Raw genomic sequence first — 19,840 nt, 5'->3', positions numbered from 1 at the left:
TTCAGAAGAGTTCCAGCTGCCTGCCTTCAATAATCTCGTCAAAACTCGTATTCAGAAAAGGCAGCACCCCGTCGGCAATCGGTTTGATCTGTTTTTCGATGTAATGGGCGTAGTCAATCTGTGTCGGCCTGTGTTGAAGGGGTATCGGTCCTTCAGGGGTCATGAGGTAGTCAATGCTGCGGACGTTTCTCCTTCCCGAGGGATCGAGCAGCCGGGCGGCCCGCACATGGGGCGGCACGTTTTTAGTATACCCCGCGGCCTGTTTGGTCAGTCTCCTGCGGTAGACCAGCTCATGGTCCCGTCTGCCCCCCTGTATCTCCGCCACTGTCTGACGAAGCCATTCAGGAATTTCCTCTTCGTTAAAATAACGCCGGAAAAGTTCCCGCTGAAAAGCTCTGGCAAGTTCGGTCCAGTCGGATCGGACTGACTCCATTCCGCGAAACTCGATTTCTCCGCTGTCTGCAATCCGTCCGACATAGCGCTTTCGGGCTCCTTCGCCGCTGCTCCGCATGGGGGGCAGAAAAAAGAGATCATAGTGCTTTTCAAACTCCAGTTCCAGGTGTGACCGGGCCCCGAACTCCCGGGATATCCTTTCGGAGAAAAACGAGTTGATCCTCGATACAATCCGCAGGGCGGCTTTTTCCGCGTCGTCTGTTTCCTTTTCCCTGAGCTGCACAAACACTGAATCCGTGTCCCCGTACAGGACCGTGTAACCTTCTTCCGTAAGCTGTGCGGCCGTCGTCTTCAGCACCCACTGTCCGCTTCCGGTAATCGCCGTGGGCAGGTCAGGATGGTAAAAGCGGCAGCCCGGGGTGCCCATTACACCGTAAAAGCTGTTCATAAGGATCTTGACCGCCTGGCTCAGGGCCTCGTCTCCCGATCTTTTCGCCTCCGCCCTGCGCTCAAGCAGACCTCCGATGTGCTCCGGCAGTATGCTTCGCCGGCGGTTGAAAAAGATTCCCGCCGGGGTAGGCCCGGGATCCTCGTCTGCGGTCAGGCGGGCCAGGGGATCGATATTGAAGGTCCGGATGATGGACGGGTAGAGGCTGCGGAAATCCAGGACCACAACGTGGCTGTAACGACCCGGCTGGCTGGTAAAGACGTGACCTCCGGCGGCGTGTTCAGCCATATTGATGTCCGCGATGTCCACTGCGGCATAACCTTCCCGGTGCAGTCTGGGAAGGTAGAAAAAATCAAAGGCCGCCACGGACATGCTTACCTTGTCCAGGCGCAGACCGGTCACCAGGCTGCGGGTTACATACTGCTCCAGAATCCCGGTGGCTGCAAATATACGGCTCACCAGGCGGCAGTCTTCGAAGTTGTAGCGGGCAAGGGAAGACTTGTCGTCGGAAAAGAGGCGCTGGATTTCGCCGAGTTTGTCCTCCTCCGGGCTGATGGTTTTTCCCGTCCCCAGGAGGGTGTTGGCCACGGTTTCGAGGCTGTAGTTCTCGAAGCGATGGAAACCTCCCCGCAGGATTTGGGGGCCGTCGAGGACGATACGTCCGCTGATTTCCGCAGAGCGCATTCCCGACTGCTTCTGGAAGCTGCGTACCCCCCCGCCGTCCCGGCCGAGGCTGAAGGGAATTCCGAAACGGGCGCAGCGTTTGGTCAGAATCTCCAGATCAAAACCGATCACATTCCAGCCGATAATCAGGTCCGGGTCGGCACGGCGAATCCAGTCCAGAGACTTTCTCAGCATTCCGGCTTCGTCGGGGGAACAGAGAATACGGTAATCCCGGTTCTCCGATTCTGAAACGCCTGCGGGATCGACCATGTGTACTACCCCGGATTCCCGGCCTCTCCGGTCGCTGAAGTGACAGCCAAGGCAGTACACCTCTCCTGCAGGACTGGTTTCGATATCCAGGGAGAGAATGGAAAACCGGGGCCTGTATTCCGCAGGTCGTATCCTCGCATTTGTGACGCTGCGAAATCCGCCGCCGTTCTGTAGAGTCCCCTGAAAATCGATTCCCCGGTGGATAAAACGTTCCATCAGGAAGCGTTCCTCCGGCCGTATATCCGACTCCATGGGACTGTGCCCTCCCCGGCGCAGCTCCCGGCGCAGGGTGTAGAAATCCCCCAGGCTCTTGAAATACAGTCCATCCAGGGCTTCCCCGGAAAAAGATTGCAGATCCAGGGCCCGACGGTTAAAGGCCGGGGACTCAGTCCGGTCGCTGCGGCGCAGAAAAAAGAGGGGACGTTGGCGGAGAAAGCGAAGGAGAAGCGGCCCTGTGTCGTCTATGCAGTGGAGCCTGATTTCCACCCCTGCAGGAGTATCCCGGCTCTCTTCGGTGAGGATGTAACATCTGCCCCGGTTGTTCTGAATCACCGTGGATAGAATATCCGAATCCCATGGTTTCATGCTACACTTTCGCCTGTTATGCCCGCTAGAATTATACGAAACGGAAAGCTCGATCTCTCCCTGCTGCACCGGCTGGAAAAGAAGCCCAGGCTCTATGAGCCCGGGGATTTTGTCTTCTGGACGGATCCATATATCTCCTCCCATGTACTGGAGGCCCATCTCGATCCCCATTCCGATGATGCTTCCCGCAGGGCGGAGACCATCGAAAAGACTCTGAAGTTCATCAGCGAGAAATATCCCCCGGAAAACCATCCCCGGCTTCTGGATCTGGGCTGCGGACCCGGGCTGTATGCCTCGGGTTTTCATGACGCGGGTTATCGGGTTACGGGGATTGACTATTCTCCCGTAAGCATCGGCTATGCCCGGGACGATGCGCGAAAGAAGCGCCGGGAGATTACCTATCTCAATATGGATTACCGGGAATGGAAGGCCGGGGAGAACAGTTTCGAGATCATTGTGATGATCTTCGGCGATTTCTGCGTTCTGGATCCCGCCTCCCGTAAAAGACTCCTTGCGAATATCCGCAGGGCCTTGAGCCCGGGGGGGGTCTTTCTTTTTGATGTATTTACCGAGATGTATCTGCCTCATCCCGATGAACGGGCCTGGTACACCATGCTGCGGGACGGTTTCTGGAGCCGAGATAAAAACCTGGTTTTTGAGATAAAACACCGCTACGCGGATAAGTCGGTGCACCTGAACCGTTACCTGATTGTAACTGAAGACGGCACTGTGCGAAGCTGCAACCTGTGGCATCGATGGTTTGAACGGGGGGAGATCAGGGAATACCTCAGGACGGAGGGTTTTGAAGTGGAGGCCATGTGGGCCGATCTGGCCGGAACCCCCTTAAAACCCTCTCCTGAGTGGATCGGCATTGCCGCGGTTCCCGGAGAACATCAGAAAATTTAGGCTGACTTTGTATCTACCCCGGCGATAATCTTTTCTATAATCGCCGTCATGGCCTGGCCTGCGGGTCCTTCGCTGTCGCTGATAAAACCCCGCCCGGAATCGCCCCCCTGCATGATCCGGGGGTCCAGGGGCAGTTCTCCCAGGAAGTTTTCCTTGAAACGTTCAGCGATGGCCTTGCCTCCCCCCTTGCCGAAGATATCGCTTACGCTGCCGCAGTTCGGACAAACGAAGCCGCTCATGTTTTCGATTATTCCGATAATCGGAACCTTGAGTTCCCGGGCAAAAGAGACGCTTTTCATGGCATCCAGGTTCGCAACCTCCTGGGGAGTGGTTACGATTATGGTTCCCGCCATGTCCGGCAGAAGCTGACAGATGGAGAGGGGTTCATCCCCGGTCCCCGGCGGAGTGTCGATTACCAGGTAATCCAGCTCGCCCCATTCAACGTCCTTCAGGAACTGCTTGATGACGTTCATCTTGATGGGCCCCCGCCAGATAATCGGCCGTTCCGGTTCGTAACCCGCCAGGGCAAGGCTTACGACCTTCAGGTTCGGGCTGCTCTCCAGAGGTATGATCCGCTTCTCATCGGAAGAAAAGAGCTGCTGATCGTCGACTCCCAGCATCTTCGGAACATTCGGTCCGTGGATATCGATATCCAGGATGCCGGTGCTCTTTCCCATTTTGGCGAGCCCCAGGGCCAGGTTTACCGCGACGGTGCTTTTCCCGACTCCTCCCTTGCCGCTCATAACCATGATGATATTTTTGACCCTGCTCATGTTGTCCCGCAGAAGACGGGTCTCTTCCGCCTGTTCGGCGATCCTGTTTACCTGTTCCATACAGACCTTTTCCTAATGCCCGTGGGAATGGTCGCAGAGATCACCGCCATCCTCGAGGGTGCCGGCTTCCAGGGCGGCGATAACATCATCGATACTTCCGGTTATTCCGCAGATCTGTTCGATTCCCTGCTGTGAAAAGAGGGCTTTTGCCTGACCGCCGATTCCGCCGACCACAACACAGCCGGCCCCGAGTTCCTTGACGAAGGCGGGGATCCTTCCCGGTGCATGGGGAGGGCTGGGAAACTCCTGGCGGGATACTGTTTTTCCATTCCGAATATCAACGACAATAAAAGAAGGGGCGTGGCCGAAGTGTCCGGCCATCTGGCTGCCATCGGCTGCAATTGCATATTTCATGGTTCGTTCCTTGATTGAAAATCAGTCTCAATAATACGCCTTTCGGATTGGGCGGTCAATACGCTGTAGCTGATCCCGCCTTCTGTTATGACAGAGCGTCCAGTTCGTCCAGCCAGATTCCCGCATCAGCATCCGAGGGCATGCGCCAGTCACCCCGGGGAGAGAGGGAGATGGTTCCCACCTTGGGACCGTCGGGAAGACAGGATCGCTTGAACTGCTGGGAAAAGAAGCGGCGGTAAAAGCTGCGCAGCCAGGTGAGGATTGTGCCGGTTTCGTATTCTCCGGAAAAGGCCTTATCCGCCAGCAGGAGTACCTTCTTCGGGGAGGCGCCGCAGCGTATTGCGTGGTACAGAAAGAAATCGTGCAATACGTAGGGTCCGATGGTATCCTCGGTTTTCTGGGAGATCTCTCCTTCCGCGTCGGGGGGAAGCAGTTCGGGAGAGATGGGTGTGTCAACAATATCGTGGAGTACTGCGGCGGCCTCGTCTCCGGCCCAGCTGTCCGCCGCGTAGGTAACCAGAAACCGGACCAGGGTTTTGGGCACCCCGCTGTTTACCGAGTACATGGACATATGGTCCCCATTGTAGGTGCACCAGCCCAGAGCCAGTTCCGAAAGATCGCCGGTCCCGATCACGATGGCTCCCAGCATGTTGGCTTTGTTCATCAGAAACATTGTCCGCTGCCGGGCCTGGACATTCTCATAGGCCGTGTCCTCGGGTTTTCCCGAATGCTCAAGGTCCTTGAGCTGCAGCAGACAGCTTTCGGCTATATCCACTGTTTCCAGGGGTACTCCCAGGGCTCTGGTCAGTTTCTCCACATTTGTCCGGGTACGGGAACTTGTGCCGAAGCCCGGAAGGGTAAAGGTGCGGATCCCCGAAGGATCGAGCCCCAGCTCCCTGAAGGCCTCCACGGTAACCAGAAGTGCCAGGGTGGAATCCAGCCCCCCCGAAAGCCCCAGGACAACGCTCGTGCAGCCTATATGCGCAAGCCTTCCCGCAAGACCTGCGCTCTGAATGGCGAAGATCTCGCGGCAGCGGGCCTCAAGATCTTCCCGGACCGCCGGTACGAAGGGGTTTCGTACCGGTGTGCGGACAAGGCTGGTGATTTCCGGGGAGGCGGTGCTCAGTTCCAGGTTTATTTGTCGGTACTCCCGTTCTGCCAGGTCGGCTCCCTGGGCGAAGGTGCTTGAATTGATCCGTTCGTGGTCAAGAAAATCGAGGTCGATATCGGAATAGAGGAGCTGCCCTTCCCGTTTAAAGCGTTCGCCCTCGGCAATGATGGCCCCGTTTTCTGCAATAAGGGCATGACCGCCAAAGACCGTATCCGTGGTGGATTCCCCCACCCCCGAGGAAGCGTAAACATAGGCGGAAAGACAGCGGGCGGACTGCTGGGTAATGAGTCCGTGACGGTAGGATGCCTTGCCGACGAGCTCATTGCTGGCGGAGGGATTCAGGATGATCTGGGCGCCGGCACTGCAGAGGCCTGAGCTGGGCGGAACGGGTGCCCAGAGGTCCTCGCAGATTTCCACGCCGAAGCTTGCTTTAAGGTTCCGTGCTCCGTCGGCCTCGAAAGAGAAGATCAGGTCCGTGCCCATGGGGCTTCGATGTCCGGCGTATTCTACCTGACCGCCTATACGACCGCCGCCTGCAAACCAGCGGGTCTCATAAAACTCCCGATAGGTGGGAATGATGGTTTTGGGTACGACGCCGTGGAGCCTGCCTCCGCCGATTACCAGGGCGCAGTTGAAAAGCCTCCCGTCCCGTTTTACCGGCACCCCGAGAACAAAAACACCGCTCAGGGACTTTGTCAGGTTTATAAGGCCGCTGACTCCCTCTTCCGCAGTATGCAGCAGACGATCCTGCTGAAACAGGTCGGCACAGGTGTAAGCGGTGATTCCGAGCTCGGGAAAGACCGTTACGGAGACGTCCGCCCGGGCTGCCTCCTCCATCAGATTCCGGGTTTTTGTACAGTTGAAATCTACATTTCCAGGTTTTACCAGGGGAACAGCCGCCGCAGCGCGGAGGTAACCGTATTCGGAGAGGGTTCTTTTCATGGCTCCATGATAGGCCGGGCCGGCGGAGCAGGTCAAGTTTGGTCTTCGGGAAGGGCCGTACCGGGAGTGTTTTCATTAATCTAAAGATCTGGTAACCTGTTCCGAATTCTTCAGTCGGTCCGCGGCCGACATGAGAATGGAGGAGTTTTTAACTATGAAGACCGATATAAGCGCCCAGCGGCAGGAGTATCTGTTCAAACTCTATATGAATATGTTCTCTTCCCGGGAAATTGACCGGATAGAAGAGAGCTACACTCACCGGGGAGAGGCCTTTTTTCACGTCTCCGGGGGAGGGCACGAAGCCGGGGCGGCCCTGGCTCAGTATCTGAAGCCGGAGGACTGGCTCCACTGCCACTACCGTGACAAAGCGATGATGCTCGCCCGGGGAATGGCCCCGGTAATGTTCTTTCATTCTCTCTTCAACAAGGACGCTTCACACTCCCGGGGCAGGCAGATGAACGCCCACATGAGTGATCCCTCACTGAATATCCTCAGTCTGGTGGGACCCGTGGGAAACTCGGGACTCCAGGCGGCGGGTGTCGCCCGGGCCGTAAAGGACAGGCCCGGAGCTCCTGTGGTCCTTTGTTCCCTGGGAGACGGCATGAGCCAGCAGGGAGAGGTTCTTGAAGCTGTGGCCCAGGCGGTTCGGGAGACCCTTCCGGTCCTTTTTCTTGTTCAGGATAACGGATTTGCCATATCCACCCGCACACGGGGAAAGACCTTCTACAATCTTCCCGACGGACCGGCCGAAGAGTTTTACGGTATACCGATCCGCCGTTTCGACGGCCGGGACCCGCTGACGGCGGACGAGGTTTTTGGGGAGACCGTCGCGGAAATGCGGGAATCCAGGAGACCGGCAATCCTGATTATGGAGGTCGAACGGCTTTCGAACCACACCAACGCCGACGACCAGCGGGTCTATCGCAGCGAAGAGGAGATTTCCCGGGCACGGCTGACCGGGGATCCGGTGCGGAAGCTGCGGGATGTGCTTCTTTCATCCGGTATGGACGAGAAGGAACTGGAGGAGGCTGAAGCCTCCCGCAGAACGGAGCTGGAGAACCTCGCCCGGGAGAGTCAGCTGGGTCCCGAACCCGAGGCCGTCCACGATGCGGTAAAACCCTATCCCCGGCACCTGCTCGAGGTCGACGAGAGTCAGCCGTCGGAGAGCGAAGGTGAGCCCAGGACCATGATTGAAACCCTGCGGGATGTCCTGACTGCCCGCATGAAGGCCGACGAACGGGTCTATCTGTTCGGAGAGGACATCGAAGATCCCAAGGGGGACGTCTTCGGGGTGACCCGGGGTCTTACGGACCTCTTCCCCGGCCGGGTCTGCAATTCTCCCCTGGCTGAGGCCTCCATTGTGGGGATTGCCGGCGGCGAGGCCCTGGCGGGAAGGCGTCCCGTGGCCTTTCTGCAGTTCGCCGATTTTCTGCCCATAGCCTTTAATCAGATAATCTCCGAGCTGGGAAGCATGTATTGGCGTACCGACGGCGGCTGGCAGGCCCCGGTCATCGTGATGATATCCTGCGGGGGCTACAAGCCGGGCCTGGGACCCTTTCACGCCCAGTCCATGGACGGAATAGCCGCCCATACCCCGGGGGTGGATGTCTTTATGCCCTCCCGGGCGGATGATGCAGCGGCCCTTCTGAACTCCGCCTTCGAATCCGGGAGACCGACCCTCTTTTTCTATCCCAAGAACCTGCTGAACAGCAGGGATTTTGCCACGACCAGACCGGCAGCCAGGCTGCTGGCCTCTCCCGGTAAAGCCCGGCTCCTCAAGGAGGGCAGGGACATCACCCTCTTGGGATGGGGAAACACCGTGGTCCACTGCATGAAGGCGGCGGCAGCCTTGGCGGAGGCCGGAGCGGAAGCGGAGGTTATCGATCTGCGTACTCTGGCCCCCTGGGACAGGGATATGCTCATCTCCTCGGCGGAAAAGACCGGCCGGCTGATTGTCGTTCATGAAGACACCCACACCGCCGGTATGGGGTCGGAGATTCTGAGTACCCTGGCGGAGGCAAGCCGTCGTCCGATCCGGCTGCGGAGGGTAACCCGGGGAGATACCTACGTTCCCTGCAATTTTGCCAACCAGCTTGAGGTCCTGCCGTCGTACAAGCGGGTACTGGAGACCGCCGTTGAACTGCTGGAGGGCAGTATCAGCTGGCGCAAGGCGGAAGAGGCCGGCGGAGAACTCTATACCCTGGAAGCCGTCGGATCGAGTCCTTCCGATGAGGTTGTAACGGTTATCGAATGGCTCGTGGCGGAGGGGGATTCCATCAGCGAAGGTCAGGAGATTGCGGAACTCGAAGCCGATAAGGCCATGGTAACCCTGTCCAGCCCTGTTTCCGGTGTCGTGAGCTCCCTCGATGTTGCCGAGGGGGACTCCGCCAATGTGGGTGACGGGATTGCAAAGATCCGCCTGGAAAAGGGAGCAGTGAGGATCAAACCTATTACCCGGGAGGAACCTGGAATCCCGGTTATCACGTCTCTCAAGACCGGAGCTTCCGGCTTTTCCGGACCTTCCCGGGAGGGAACGGCGGCCATTACGGCGGTCCGGGGGGTCCTGGGTTCCCGGGTTGTGAGCAACGAAGAAATCTCCCGGCTCTGTCCCACCTGGAGTCCCGACGACATAGTGCGACGCACCGGAATCAGGGAGCGCCACTGGATCGGGGAGGGGGAGAATGCCCTGAGCCTGTCGGTGGACGCCGCAAGCCGGCTGCTGGATGATCTGGGTATGGGAATCGAGGAGGTGGACCTTCTGATCTGTTCCACCGTGACCCCCGTCATGAACACTCCGGCCCTGGCCACCATGGTGCAGTATGAACTGAACCGCAGGTACAATGCCGACTGTACCTGTCCGGCTTATGACATAAACGCCGCCTGTTCCGGATACGTCTACGGCCTGCAGATAGCCCACGACTACCTGGCACAGAAACCCGGCCACAGAGTACTGCTTGTTACCGCCGATGTGCTTTCTGACCGTATGGATACATCTGATCCCTCCACAGCCCCGGTTTTCGGTGACGGTGCAACGGCGACCATGATAGTCGGCGGAAATGAGCTGTCGGAAAAGGGCGTTCTGGAGATAAAGCGGCCGGTCCTCTCCGCCAGTGGGGAAGACGGATCACTTCTGAGGATCCCTGCAGACCTGAAGGACCCGGTTTTCATGGAAGGACCGGAGGTCTTTCGCAAGGCGGTTACCGCCATGGCGGACATCCTTAAAGACGCCTGCAGGGAGGCGGGAATCGGACCCGATGAGCTCGATCTTGTAGTTCCCCACCAGGCAAACCAGCGGATAATTGATGCTGTACGACAGAAGCTCAGGGCAAAACCGGAGAAGGTTTACAGCATTATCGATGGAATCGGAAATATCTCGTCATCGACAATCCCGGTCTGTATTGAAAGGATCCTGGAGGATAGTTCCCGCCGGGAAGAGTACTACGGACTTACAGCCTTCGGAGGCGGTTTCACCTTTGCCGGGGGTGTACTAAAGCGGATCAAGGCCTAGCCGGAGGAGCCGCTTCAGGGGTATTTCGGAGGATCCGTATCTCCTGCCTCTCGGAGCGGTGCCGTATCTTGAAGAAGAGGGTTTTCGTACGGGGATTGTACACCCAGCCGTCGCTGTAGCGCTGGAATTCCGGGTCGCTCTTCCAGGGAATTCCGTGCATCTGGATCTGGTCGAAGGGTTCTACCCCGTAGAGGGCAAAGTGGTGTATTCCGCCCTGGGGAAAGCGAAAACTCAAGATGCTCGTTGTACCGCCGTCCTGGTAACGCACATCCGCGGCGGTGGTCCACATCCATCCTTCGTCTGTTCCCAGTTCGATTGCCCGCGGCTGATAGGGCAGTTCTCCCGCCAGGGGTTGAAGCCGCGGCAGGGCTTCCGGTTCCAGAAGTTTCTGTGAGTTCTGGTAATAAAACTCCCTGCGTATAATCCCGGCGGGGGTCCGGGAGAACTCCCCGGCGGAGGCGGTAAAGGATGCAAGAAGGGTGTATCCCAGGGCTGCGGAAAAGTCGTCACTGCCTGCGGCCATCAGTCTTCCCGCCAGAACGCCGGTCAGGGCGTCGGAGGTCCCGTTGAAGTGTATGCCGTAGCCGTAATTCGTTGTACAGAGTCCGGGCAGAAGCTCTTCCCGGATCAGATAGCGGATTCCCGAGTGTTCCGGCCCTTCCCATTCAAGCAGAAACTCAGCGGCCCTGATGGCCCTGAGCAGTTCCGCCGGGCTGGATGGTTCGGCAAGGACCGTTGTTTCCGCCAGCTGGGAGAGGGCATCCTGTATGCCTTCCCCGGAACCGATTCCCGCCTGGATAATTCTGTTCAGACTGTCGACTTTGTCAAATATCGAACTGTCTCCGTTGTTCAGCGCCTGCCGGACTTCCGCCATGAAATCTTCCATGGATGAACCGAACTGTTCGAAGGGAGATACGACGGACCCGAGAAAGAGGGCGCTGGTATGGTCGATGAGCCGGGGACTGGCCGCGGCAAGGCGTTCCCTGGTTGAGAAGTAGCTGCCTCTGGAGAGGGATTCCATGAGGAGTGCCGTGGCAGTTCTGCTCTCCGGCGGAGCGTCCGCCACGTATTCCCAGCTCCCTGCCCCGGGAATCCAGCGGTCCCGTTCCCAGCCTCTGTAGGCGAGGTTGTAAAACTCCTTCAGGGCACGGTCGGCTTCTTCTCTCGAGGCGAGACCTCCCCGTATTCGGAACCAGCTTTCAATCAGGGAACCCTCTTCGGGGGCGTTGAAGAGCAGGATCTCCTGGAGGGAATCACTCCGGGGAATGGAGAGGAACTCCGCATTCACCCGGGCCGAAGCAGGCAGCAGTACCGTACCTCCCGATGTTCCGGGGGGTGAGGCAATGAGTATGGGCAGCCCGCTGTGAAACTGCGGTTCCGAACCTCTCCAGGGGAGTCGAATGCCCCGCAGCTTCTCCGCATCGGCGGCTGTAAAATCGAGGCTCAGGATGTAACTGTTGTTTTCCTCTTCGTTCTCCCGTATCCGGAGTTCAATCCCGGAAACCAGGCGTATTGAAATCTCGCTGCTTGAACGGTCAATGTCAGCCACGGCGGCAGGAATTTCCGTGCCCTCCTCATCGACTTCAACGGCAAGGCCCGTTTCGGGGATGGAGAGTTGAAAGCTGCGGTAGCGCAGGGTAAGGGAGCGGAACCCTGCACCCTGTCCAGGAAGAATGTTTCCCGGGACTCCTGCGGTCTGACGGGCGGATATGCTTATTTCTCCCAGAGAATAGCTGACAGGTCTGGCCTGGCCGAATTCCCGATACAGAAGTCCACCGATTATAAGTGCGTACACAACAAGAACAAGGTAGTAGGCTGGCCTGACCCGACTTTTCATGACCGGATTGTACCAAGGCCGGCCCCTTGAGGCAAGCAATATATCAGAGGGAAAAACTACTTCCCGGGACGACGAAGAAGATTCATCAACTGAAAGGTGAAATACAGGCGCCCAAGACTCAGCGAAGAAGAGGGATGGCCCGAGTCGGATTTCATCGAGAGGGCCACCGGATGCTCGTCCAGGGTGTAGTCGGAAACGACCCTGCAGCACCAGTCCCGGAGCTCTTCATGCCGACCGTTGCGATAGTATTCCTGAATGGTCCGGAGGTCATCGAAAAAGGGTTTGAAGGGGCGGGTCTCTTCGATGATGATGGACAGCCCGCCGCCGCTTCTGTTGTTCTCCCGGGAATAGATAAGGTCGAGACGGGGGGAATAATCCTCCAGGGCTGCGGCGAGGGCCAGGATGCTCTGCAGATGGTAATCGCCCCGGTAGGCCGGACAGAGCTGAAAGAGGGAGCGGAGGTAACGCTCATGTTCCCCCGCCACTGAAAGGGCAACCATCAGGTCCTGCATCGCCCGGGTGGGAAGGTCGACGGAGATCAGGCGACCTTCAAGCTCTTCGGGATGAACAGGGTTTCCGATCCGGGCCAGGGACTTGGCCGCGGCGCAGGATACCCGGGGATCCTCCGACTGATAGAGCCCGCGCAGGGCGTTTCGGCTCTTTTCTCCCGGGTAGGCCCCCAGGGCGAAGATGGCGCTGGAGCGCTGGGCGGATTCCGGGTTCTCCGCTTCCCGGATTATGAGCCCCAGGAGCCGGGGTCTGGGGTTCGTATAGAGGGAAATAAGTATCTGGTCCTTCTCCGGGGCAATCGGGTTGTTCAGGATCTGCCGCAGCTCCTGCTCCGCCTGAGGTGTGGGAGAGAAGTTCAGCGCGGTAAGGATATTCTGCCGCTTTACCGGATTGGCCGTCAGGTTGAAGGTGTAGATATCCAGGAAGGTCTTGAAGTTCCGGGGCGAGAAGATGATGTTCGCGGTTTCCCGCATACCCAGGCTACCCTGGTCCCGCAGGCTGAATACCAGCAGGAAGGCTATGGCGCAGTATATTGAGCCTGCTGTAAAGGTGAGACTGTAGTCGGAGCCGAAGGGAAGGCTGATTTTTGCCGCCAGGTCGATGAGGAGACCTCCTGCAATACCGGCCAGGAAGGAGAATACGGCGGTGATAAAGTTCAGCAGGGACATGAAGCTGATCTTGTCCTCCTCGGGGATCACGTTATACACGAGCCGGGCGACCAGCTGAAAAACCGAGGCCTGCAGAAAGGTGGTAAAAAATCCCAGGCCCAGAAAAAGTCCCAGGGGTGCATCCTTGAGGCCGGCCCAGATAATAAAGATGGCCGCTTGACCGGTAAAGGAGGCCATCAAAAGGGGCTTGGACCCCACATTGTCCACGATGGGCCGCAGGAACAGGCCGCTTACAATCATTCCCGCCGTACCTACCAGGGAATAAAGAAACACCATGTTCTGGGCGTAGCCCACCACTACCCGCAGGAAGGGGGTGGTAAAACCGATGAGCACCGCGGCGGAAAGGCTGAAACAGCGGATAAAGATCACCAGTAACTGCTCCCGGTTTTTTACCGTCCGAAGGAGTACCCGGTAGAGGTTGCTCCCTTTCTGATACTGGCTCTTTTCCCGGTAGGGAATCCTGCGCAGGTAAAGGGCCGAGATCGTATTGGTTACTACTCCAAGGCCTATCAGAACAAGCAGACTGTTCAATTCGCTCATGATTGCGATGGAGGTCAAGAGGTAGCTGATGAGCTGGCTGACCAGCCGGGCGGACTGGTTGCTGATGAACATCTGGGCGATAAAGCGCCCCCGGGTTTCCGTGGAAGCCACCATCTGCTGCACCGGCTCGGCCATGGAGGCCCCGACAATACGGGAGATACAGAAGAGGGCATAGATGCCAAGAATAAGGACCACCGCCGTCTGCCCCCGGGTAAAGAGCAGCAGTACGTAAAAGGAGCTCACCGCGCCGCGGAACATCCAGGCGGAGAAAAAGAGTTTTCGCAGGTTCATGCCGTTGGTCAGCCGGGGGACGAAAAGCAGTACGAGTCCCGCAATATGAATAGCCGACGAGATAAAACCCAGCTGGGTGTTGGAGGGATTGAACTGCAGGGCCAGCAGATAAATTATCGTCTCTGCAAGAAAACCGTAACCCAGCCCGTTGAAGAGGGCGTGCCAGAGAAGCAGCCGGACTCCTTTTTCTCGTTCGTCCTGGGTAAGAAAATCGGTGATCATCTCTGCATTACTGTAGAGCGGGAAGGGGGGCTGGTCAATCCGGAATTCCGATTTTTATTGCTGTCTCCGGAAAAGCCTTTACCGGACTTCGCTGGCCTGTGTAAAACGGTACCCCCAGGGAACGGGCTGTATCCACAAATTCGCAGACATAGGCCGAACCCCCTTCCCTTCGTTACATCCGATGCAGCAGTAAAGATACCGACAGTATCATCCGTACTGAGAAGCTGTTTGTGCACATAATGAGTCAGAACGTTCTGAAACTCACTGCGCCGGAGCCGGGGAGCCGCCCGGTCAGAATCGTTGCAGTACAGCTCTTCAGCAGCTTTTCTGTATGGGGATAAGAGAAACATCCAGGCGATTACATTGGTATCGACGACGATCATTGACGTCCATATTCCCTGGCAGACTTCAGGATCTCCTCGCAGAAGGGTATTAGAAAAGATATCGGGAATCTGATATCATGGAGAAACATTCAGGGCCTCGGGAGCATGTTATATGACGGATACTAATGGGATAAGCAAAAAGGAACTCATTGCGCGGGAAGAACTGTTATTGAATAAGGGTATTCGGAACGACAGGGAGCAGATCAACCGGATTGTCGAAGAAAATTGTATCGAAATCGATGAACATGGCCGAAAGGCCTATTCAAGCAAGGCCGGGCTGGAAAAACTTGACGGTGTCTTTTACATCTCGGATACAGCGTCTGAAATGATCATGCTGTCCGAGGATACGGCCCTTTTGCTGTACGAAGCTGTGAAAACGAAGAACAACAGCAGAACAAAGGCGAACTGCAGCTCAATCTGGAAGTCGACGAACGGGGAATGGAAGGTAATCTTTCATCAGAGAACAAATCTGCGAGAGTAAAAAACTGCAGGGATGCCCTCTATTTTTTCAAAGCTTCCAGGAAAGGATCGATCAGTTTTTTCAATGCAATGAGATCTTCCTCTGAATACTCCAGGGAGGCGACCAGCTTTTCTGGAATGCCGAGGGCTTCTTTGCGCAGATTCCAGCCCCTTTCTGTAAGACTGATCATTACCCTCCGTTCATCTTCGTCGCTGCGGGTGCGCTCGATATAACCCTGCGCTGCCAGGCGTTTGAGCAGGGGGGTCAGGGTGTTTGAGTTGAGCAGAAGAATCCGGCTCAGCTCCGTAACGCTGGAGGACTGACGCTCCCACAGTACCAGAAGAACCAGGTACTGCGGGTAGGTCAGGTTCAGTTTTTCCAGCAGGGGCTGATAATGACGGGTAATGAGCCGGGAGACCGCGTAAAAGGGAAAACAGAGCTGGTTTTCCAGTTTCAGTACATCATCAGAATCAGCCATACAGCAAGTATAGCCTCTTCAGCTCTTATCCAGCAACATCCTGATTGCAGGTTCCAGTTTTTCCGGTTTTGTCGACGGGGCATACCTTTTTACGGGATTACCCCTTCGATCCAGCAGGAACTTGGTAAAGTTCCACTTGATTTTTCCTCCGAATATTCCCGGAAGGGATTTAGTCAGGTAGGCGAAAAGCGGATGAGCGTCATTTCCGTTTACGTCGATTTTTCTGAATACGGGAAAGCTGACTCCGTAATTGATCAGACATCCTTCTTGTATCGAGTTCTCGTTTCCCGGTTCCTGATTGCCGAACTGATTGCAGGGAAATCCAAGTATTACGAGTCCCCGATCCCGATACTTTTTATAGAGTGTTTCGAGACCTTCATATTGAGGGGTTAAACCGCATTTGCTTGCGGTATTGACGACCAGCACAACCCTGCCTTCGTATTCATCGAAGGATACCGGTTTACCCTGCAGGCTTTCTGCCTGAAAACTGTAAAATGGTGATTTCATGGGAGTAATATACCTGCATTACAAATAAGAATCAAGTGCGATTTTATCGTGCGCGATATAAAAAGTGCCGGTTTTCATCTTCTTGCGGAGGGCCTCTCTTTCGTGTAGAGTTTCCGGGAGATTTTCCTATACGTAGAGGTTGAGTTTCATGTCAGCTACGCACCGCATATTCTCCCCGCTTCTTGTTTCTCTCCTGGCTGCCTATATTTTCTTCGGTTGTGCCACGGCGCCAAAAACTGTAGAACCTGAACCCGAAGCGATACCGGAAACCAGCCTGGAGGAAGAGACCTACCGGGGCGTCAGCTACTACGCCGCCACCGGAGATCCCTCAGCGGCGATCTCCGCCTTCGAACGGGCGAAGCGGGAGGCTCCGGAGGACCCGGAAACCCGGGTTCTCTACTCTTCGCTGCTTTTGGCGGTGGGACAGTTCGACGAAGCGGAGTCGGAGCTTGAAGCGGTCCTTAAGGAGAACCCGGAGAATATAAATGCCCTCTACAACCTTTCCCTTGTGCAGGGTGCCCGGGGAGAAAACAAGGACAGGGAATCAACGCTGGAGGAGATCCTGAGTATAGATGCGGGAGAGCCCCGGGCGAACGCCTCCCTGGGCGAACTCTACCTGGAACGCAGGGAATACCGCAAAGCGAAGGAATCCTTCCGGCGCAGCCTGGAATCGGATCCCGACAGCTTTGTTGCCCGCCTGGGTTACGCGAATGCCCTCAGAAGGACCGAGGACTATCAGGAATCAGTCGAGCAGTTCAATGAGGCCGCCAGAATCGACCCGGATTACTCCTTCGTCTATGCCGACCGTGCCCGCAGCAAACTCAGGCTCGGAAACCCCAAAGGCGCGGAAGAGGATCTGACCAGGGCCATAGAGGCGCTCCCGGACCACTACTGGCACTATATTGACCGGGGCAAGGTGCGGCTCATCGATCTTGCAAAACCGTCCCTGGCCCTGGAGGATTTCGACCGTGCCGTTGAGATCAACCCTGAGCTTTTTTACGCCTACGTCTATCGGGGAGGCATCCTGATAGATCTGGGGCGCTACGCTGAGGCCCTGAAGGATCTTGAGTTTGTTATTTCCAGGCGGCCGGACTACTATCCGGTATATCCGGATCTCGGTATGCTCTATGTGCTGGCAGAGCGCTACCCGGAGGCCCGCCGTCTTTATCGCATGAGCAGTGAACAGGATCAGGAGAACCCCGGATTCAAGCTGATGGTCGGGGCTCTCTATTTTGTGGAAGGGGATGCCGAGAAGGGAACAGAGTATTTCCGGGGTATCGTGAATACCTTTCCGCGGGATTCCGGGGCCTATCATGTTGCCAGGACTTTTGTGGAACCCGGCTACGAGGGAACGGCCCTGAGGAAGCTGAAAGAGGAGAAGCAGCCTCTTCTGAAAAGTCAGATGTTTTTTTATCTGGGGATGTTCTACATCACCCATGATATGTCCGCCCTGGGGGAGACCCTTTTAATGGAGACGGCGGACGCGAATATTCTCTCCCTCCGGGAGACACGGCTTGCCAGGGAGTTCCTGAAGCGCCGGGGAGTTATTGAGTGAAGGATATCCATGTAAGCGATACGGTGACCAGAATAAAGCTGCGGAACAAGGAAGTCGTTCTGATCGGAACCGCCCATGTCTCCTCAGAGAGTGCCGACGAGGTGGAACGGGTAATCCGGGAAGAGAAGCCCGATCATGTCTGTATTGAGATTGACGAAGGCCGATTCGCGGCCATGAAAAAGAAGCAGAGCTGGGAAAGCATGAATATCGGCCAGGTCATGAAGCAGGGAAAGGCCTTTCTGCTTCTGGTCAACCTGGTGCTTACCTCCTTTCAGCGACGCATGGGAATGGACCTGGGTATTGCCCCGGGGGAGGAGATGAAACGGGCGGTCTCTGTTTGCGAAGAGGAGGATATCTCCTTTTCCTTTGCCGACCGGGAGATCCAGACCACCCTGCGACGGGCCTGGGCCAAATCCGGATTCTGGGGCAAGAACAAGCTCGTTGCGGCCCTCCTGAGTTCCGCGTTTACCAACGAGAAGCTCTCGGAAGAGGAGATAGAACGCCTCAAGGAGAAGAGCGCTCTGGAAGACATGATGCAGGAGCTTGCCGGTTATCTGCCGTCCGTAAAGGAGGTGCTGATTGATGAGCGGGATCGTTTTCTGGCAACAAAGATCTTCCAGGCCCCTGGAGAACGCAACGTAGCGGTAATCGGAGCCGGGCACGGTCCCGGTATTATCAGGATCCTCCACGAACTTGACGAGGAGAACGGGAATACTGATTTATCCGATATCAGCAGTGTTCCCCCCCGGGGAAGAATCTCCCGGGTGCTGCCCTGGCTTGTACCGGCGGTAATCCTTGTAATTGTAGGCCTCGGTTTTGTCAGTTCCGGCTGGCAGAACGCCCTCTCCATGCTCTGGATGTGGGTGCTGGTCAACGGAACCCTCTCGGCCCTGGGAGCGATTATTGCCCTGGCCCATCCCCTGACGATTATTTTGTCCTTTGTGGCGGCGCCGATTACCTCGCTGAATCCGACCATCGGGGTGGGTATCGTCGCCGGGCTTATCGAAGGGGTCCTGAGAAAGCCCCGGGTAAAGGACTTTGAGACCCTCCATGACGATATTCTGAGTATCCGCGGATTTTACCGCAACCGCTTTACCCATGCGCTGCTGGTCTTTTTTCTCTCCTCCGTGGGGAGCGCCGTCGGCACCTTTATCGGAATTCCCTATCTGACCTCCCTGATCGGAGGCTGAAGGGTGCCGCATGAGTAGTACGGCCCTTCCGGAACGCCTTGATCGTGCTCAGATCGAGAAACAGCGGGTAAAACTGAAAGAGGGCTTCCCCTTCGATGCGCTTTTTACCCGCATCGATTTCCTCCTTTTTGTACTGAACCGGCAGCGGCAGATCGTGGAAAGCTATCCTGAGGATGCCGGCCGGTTTCATGAGGATCTGCTGGAAGGTCTCGGCCTGCGTCCCGGAGAGGCCCTGGGCTGCGTTCACGCCAAAAGCTGCCCCGGGGGCTGCGGCACCTCCCAAGCCTGCCGCTTCTGCGGGCTGGCTCTGGCCGTTTTGGAAGCCCAGGAAGAGGGTATCTCCGTCAAGCGCCGCTGTCTGCTGCGGCGGAGCGGCGCCGTATCCGAGGAGGGGATTGAGTACCAGGTAACTGCGGTCCCGATCTCCTGGGAGAATGAACCGTACATTCTGCTGTTTCTCGAGGACAGGAGCGATGAAAAGCGCCGCATGGTAATGGAGCGCCTCTTTTTTCATGATGTGCTCAATACCGCCACGGGTTTGCGGATGCACCTTGAACTGCTGGCCCGCAAGGATCTGCCGCCGGGTGTGCGGGCGGATGTTACGAAACTTCTTGAGATCAGCAGCAGTCTCACCGGCGAAATCGAGGACCAGAAGACCCTCAGCGGGGCGGAAAACGGTACCCTCCAGGTGCGGAAGGATTTTGTCCACTCCCTGGAGCTGCTGAAAGTCCTGGCTGACCAGTTCAGCGGTTTCGCTGAAAAGCGGGGTGTTTCCATTGAGATCCGACCCTTTGCAGAGGTATTCTCCCTGATTACCGACGCCGGACTCCTGAGGCGGGTGGTGGGCAACATGCTGAAGAACGCCCTTGAAGCCTCCGAATCGGGAGATACGGTTACTCTTTTCTGCGGTACCCGCTCCGGGGGAAAAGTTTTCAGTGTCTGGAATCCCGGAGTCATGGATGAGGAAGCCCGGCTCAGAGTTTTCACCCGCTCCTTCTCCACCAAGGGGGAGAACCGGGGCCTCGGGACCTACAGCATGAAACTACTGGGTGAGGGGTATTTAAAGGCCTCCGTCGGGTTTACCAGCACTGAACAGGACGGAACAGAGTTCCATATCCTCTTCGTCGATTCTTCCCGCCCCTCCCTTTGACAGTACCCTTCTTTGCGGTGTAGAAAATAGATATCC

At 56.8% G+C, this 19,840-nt stretch carries 14 protein-coding genes; 6 read left to right on the top strand and 8 right to left on the bottom strand.

Going from position 1 to position 19,840, the window contains the following annotated elements:
- Position 1: 1 nt before the first annotated feature.
- Positions 2-2,359, bottom strand: a complete 2,358-nt coding sequence (locus tag B4O97_RS04800) for a DNA polymerase II (RefSeq protein WP_158084157.1) — start codon at positions 2,357-2,359, stop codon at positions 2-4.
- Positions 2,360-2,377: 18 nt separating this feature from the next.
- Between B4O97_RS04800 and B4O97_RS04795 the strand changes: the two genes are divergently transcribed.
- Complete coding sequence (locus B4O97_RS04795; protein WP_083048818.1) at positions 2,378-3,265, top strand: class I SAM-dependent methyltransferase; 888 nt, start codon at positions 2,378-2,380, stop codon at positions 3,263-3,265.
- Here the strand turns inward: B4O97_RS04795 and B4O97_RS04790 are convergent.
- The 3 genes from B4O97_RS04790 to B4O97_RS04780 form a co-directional block, all read right to left on the bottom strand.
- Positions 3,262-4,098: an Mrp/NBP35 family ATP-binding protein gene (locus B4O97_RS04790; RefSeq protein WP_083048817.1), complete on the bottom strand. Its 837-nt coding sequence runs from the start codon at positions 4,096-4,098 to the stop codon at positions 3,262-3,264. The two genes, B4O97_RS04795 and B4O97_RS04790, sit on opposite strands and share 4 nt — an antisense overlap.
- Positions 4,099-4,110: 12 nt before the next feature.
- Positions 4,111-4,452, bottom strand: coding sequence for a NifB/NifX family molybdenum-iron cluster-binding protein (locus B4O97_RS04785; protein WP_083048815.1), 342 nt, complete (start codon positions 4,450-4,452; stop codon positions 4,111-4,113).
- Between the two features lie 85 nt (positions 4,453-4,537).
- Complete coding sequence (locus B4O97_RS04780; RefSeq protein WP_083048813.1) at positions 4,538-6,505, bottom strand: NAD(+) synthase; 1,968 nt, start codon at positions 6,503-6,505, stop codon at positions 4,538-4,540.
- Positions 6,506-6,659: 154 nt separating this feature from the next.
- Between B4O97_RS04780 and B4O97_RS04775 the strand changes: the two genes are divergently transcribed.
- Positions 6,660-10,013 (top strand): beta-ketoacyl-ACP synthase 3, encoded by a 3,354-nt coding sequence (locus B4O97_RS04775; RefSeq protein ID WP_083048811.1) that lies wholly within the window; start codon positions 6,660-6,662, stop codon positions 10,011-10,013.
- Here B4O97_RS04775 and B4O97_RS04770 read toward each other — a convergent pair.
- Both B4O97_RS04770 and B4O97_RS04765 read right to left on the bottom strand, forming a co-directional pair.
- Positions 10,003-11,850, bottom strand: a complete 1,848-nt coding sequence (locus B4O97_RS04770; RefSeq protein ID WP_083048810.1) for a hypothetical protein — start codon at positions 11,848-11,850, stop codon at positions 10,003-10,005. The genes B4O97_RS04775 and B4O97_RS04770 overlap by 11 nt on opposite strands.
- Before the next feature lie 56 nt (positions 11,851-11,906).
- Complete coding sequence (locus B4O97_RS04765) at positions 11,907-14,081, bottom strand: MFS transporter (protein WP_083048808.1); 2,175 nt, start codon at positions 14,079-14,081, stop codon at positions 11,907-11,909.
- Positions 14,082-14,576: 495 nt separating this feature from the next.
- Here B4O97_RS04765 and B4O97_RS04755 point away from each other — a divergent pair, with 495 nt between their 5' ends.
- Positions 14,577-14,945 (top strand): hypothetical protein, encoded by a 369-nt coding sequence (locus B4O97_RS04755; protein ID WP_083048806.1) that lies wholly within the window; start codon positions 14,577-14,579, stop codon positions 14,943-14,945.
- Between the two features lie 19 nt (positions 14,946-14,964).
- On the opposite strand, the gene B4O97_RS04750 is transcribed toward B4O97_RS04755, so the two are convergent.
- Positions 14,965-15,402, bottom strand: a complete 438-nt coding sequence (locus tag B4O97_RS04750) for a MarR family winged helix-turn-helix transcriptional regulator (protein WP_083048804.1) — start codon at positions 15,400-15,402, stop codon at positions 14,965-14,967.
- An 18-nt stretch (positions 15,403-15,420) separates the two neighbouring features.
- Positions 15,421-15,909, bottom strand: a complete 489-nt coding sequence (locus B4O97_RS04745; RefSeq protein ID WP_083048803.1) for a glutathione peroxidase — start codon at positions 15,907-15,909, stop codon at positions 15,421-15,423.
- 148 nt (positions 15,910-16,057) lie between these two features.
- On the opposite strand from B4O97_RS04745, the gene B4O97_RS04740 reads away from it, so the two are divergent.
- The 3 genes from B4O97_RS04740 to B4O97_RS04730 are packed head-to-tail and all read left to right on the top strand — an operon-like array spanning position 16,058 to position 19,804.
- On the top strand, positions 16,058-17,464 hold the full coding sequence (locus B4O97_RS04740; protein WP_083048802.1) for a tetratricopeptide repeat protein: 1,407 nt from the start codon (positions 16,058-16,060) through the stop codon (positions 17,462-17,464).
- Positions 17,461-18,654 carry a TraB/GumN family protein gene (locus B4O97_RS04735; RefSeq protein ID WP_083048800.1) on the top strand — a complete coding sequence of 398 codons (1,194 nt, stop codon included), beginning with the start codon at positions 17,461-17,463 and terminating at the stop codon, positions 18,652-18,654. Before B4O97_RS04740 ends, B4O97_RS04735 begins: the two co-directional genes overlap by 4 nt.
- A gap of 10 nt (positions 18,655-18,664) precedes the next feature.
- Entirely contained in the window at positions 18,665-19,804 is a 1,140-nt protein-coding gene (locus B4O97_RS04730; RefSeq protein WP_083048799.1) for a sensor histidine kinase, read from the top strand.
- The last annotated feature ends 36 nt before the right edge of the window (positions 19,805-19,840 follow it).

It is taken from the genome of Marispirochaeta aestuarii, assembly GCF_002087085.1.
Classification (GTDB): Bacteria; Spirochaetota; Spirochaetia; order JC444; family Marispirochaetaceae; genus Marispirochaeta; species Marispirochaeta aestuarii.
This window is presented reverse-complemented; position numbering and strand designations above follow the sequence as displayed.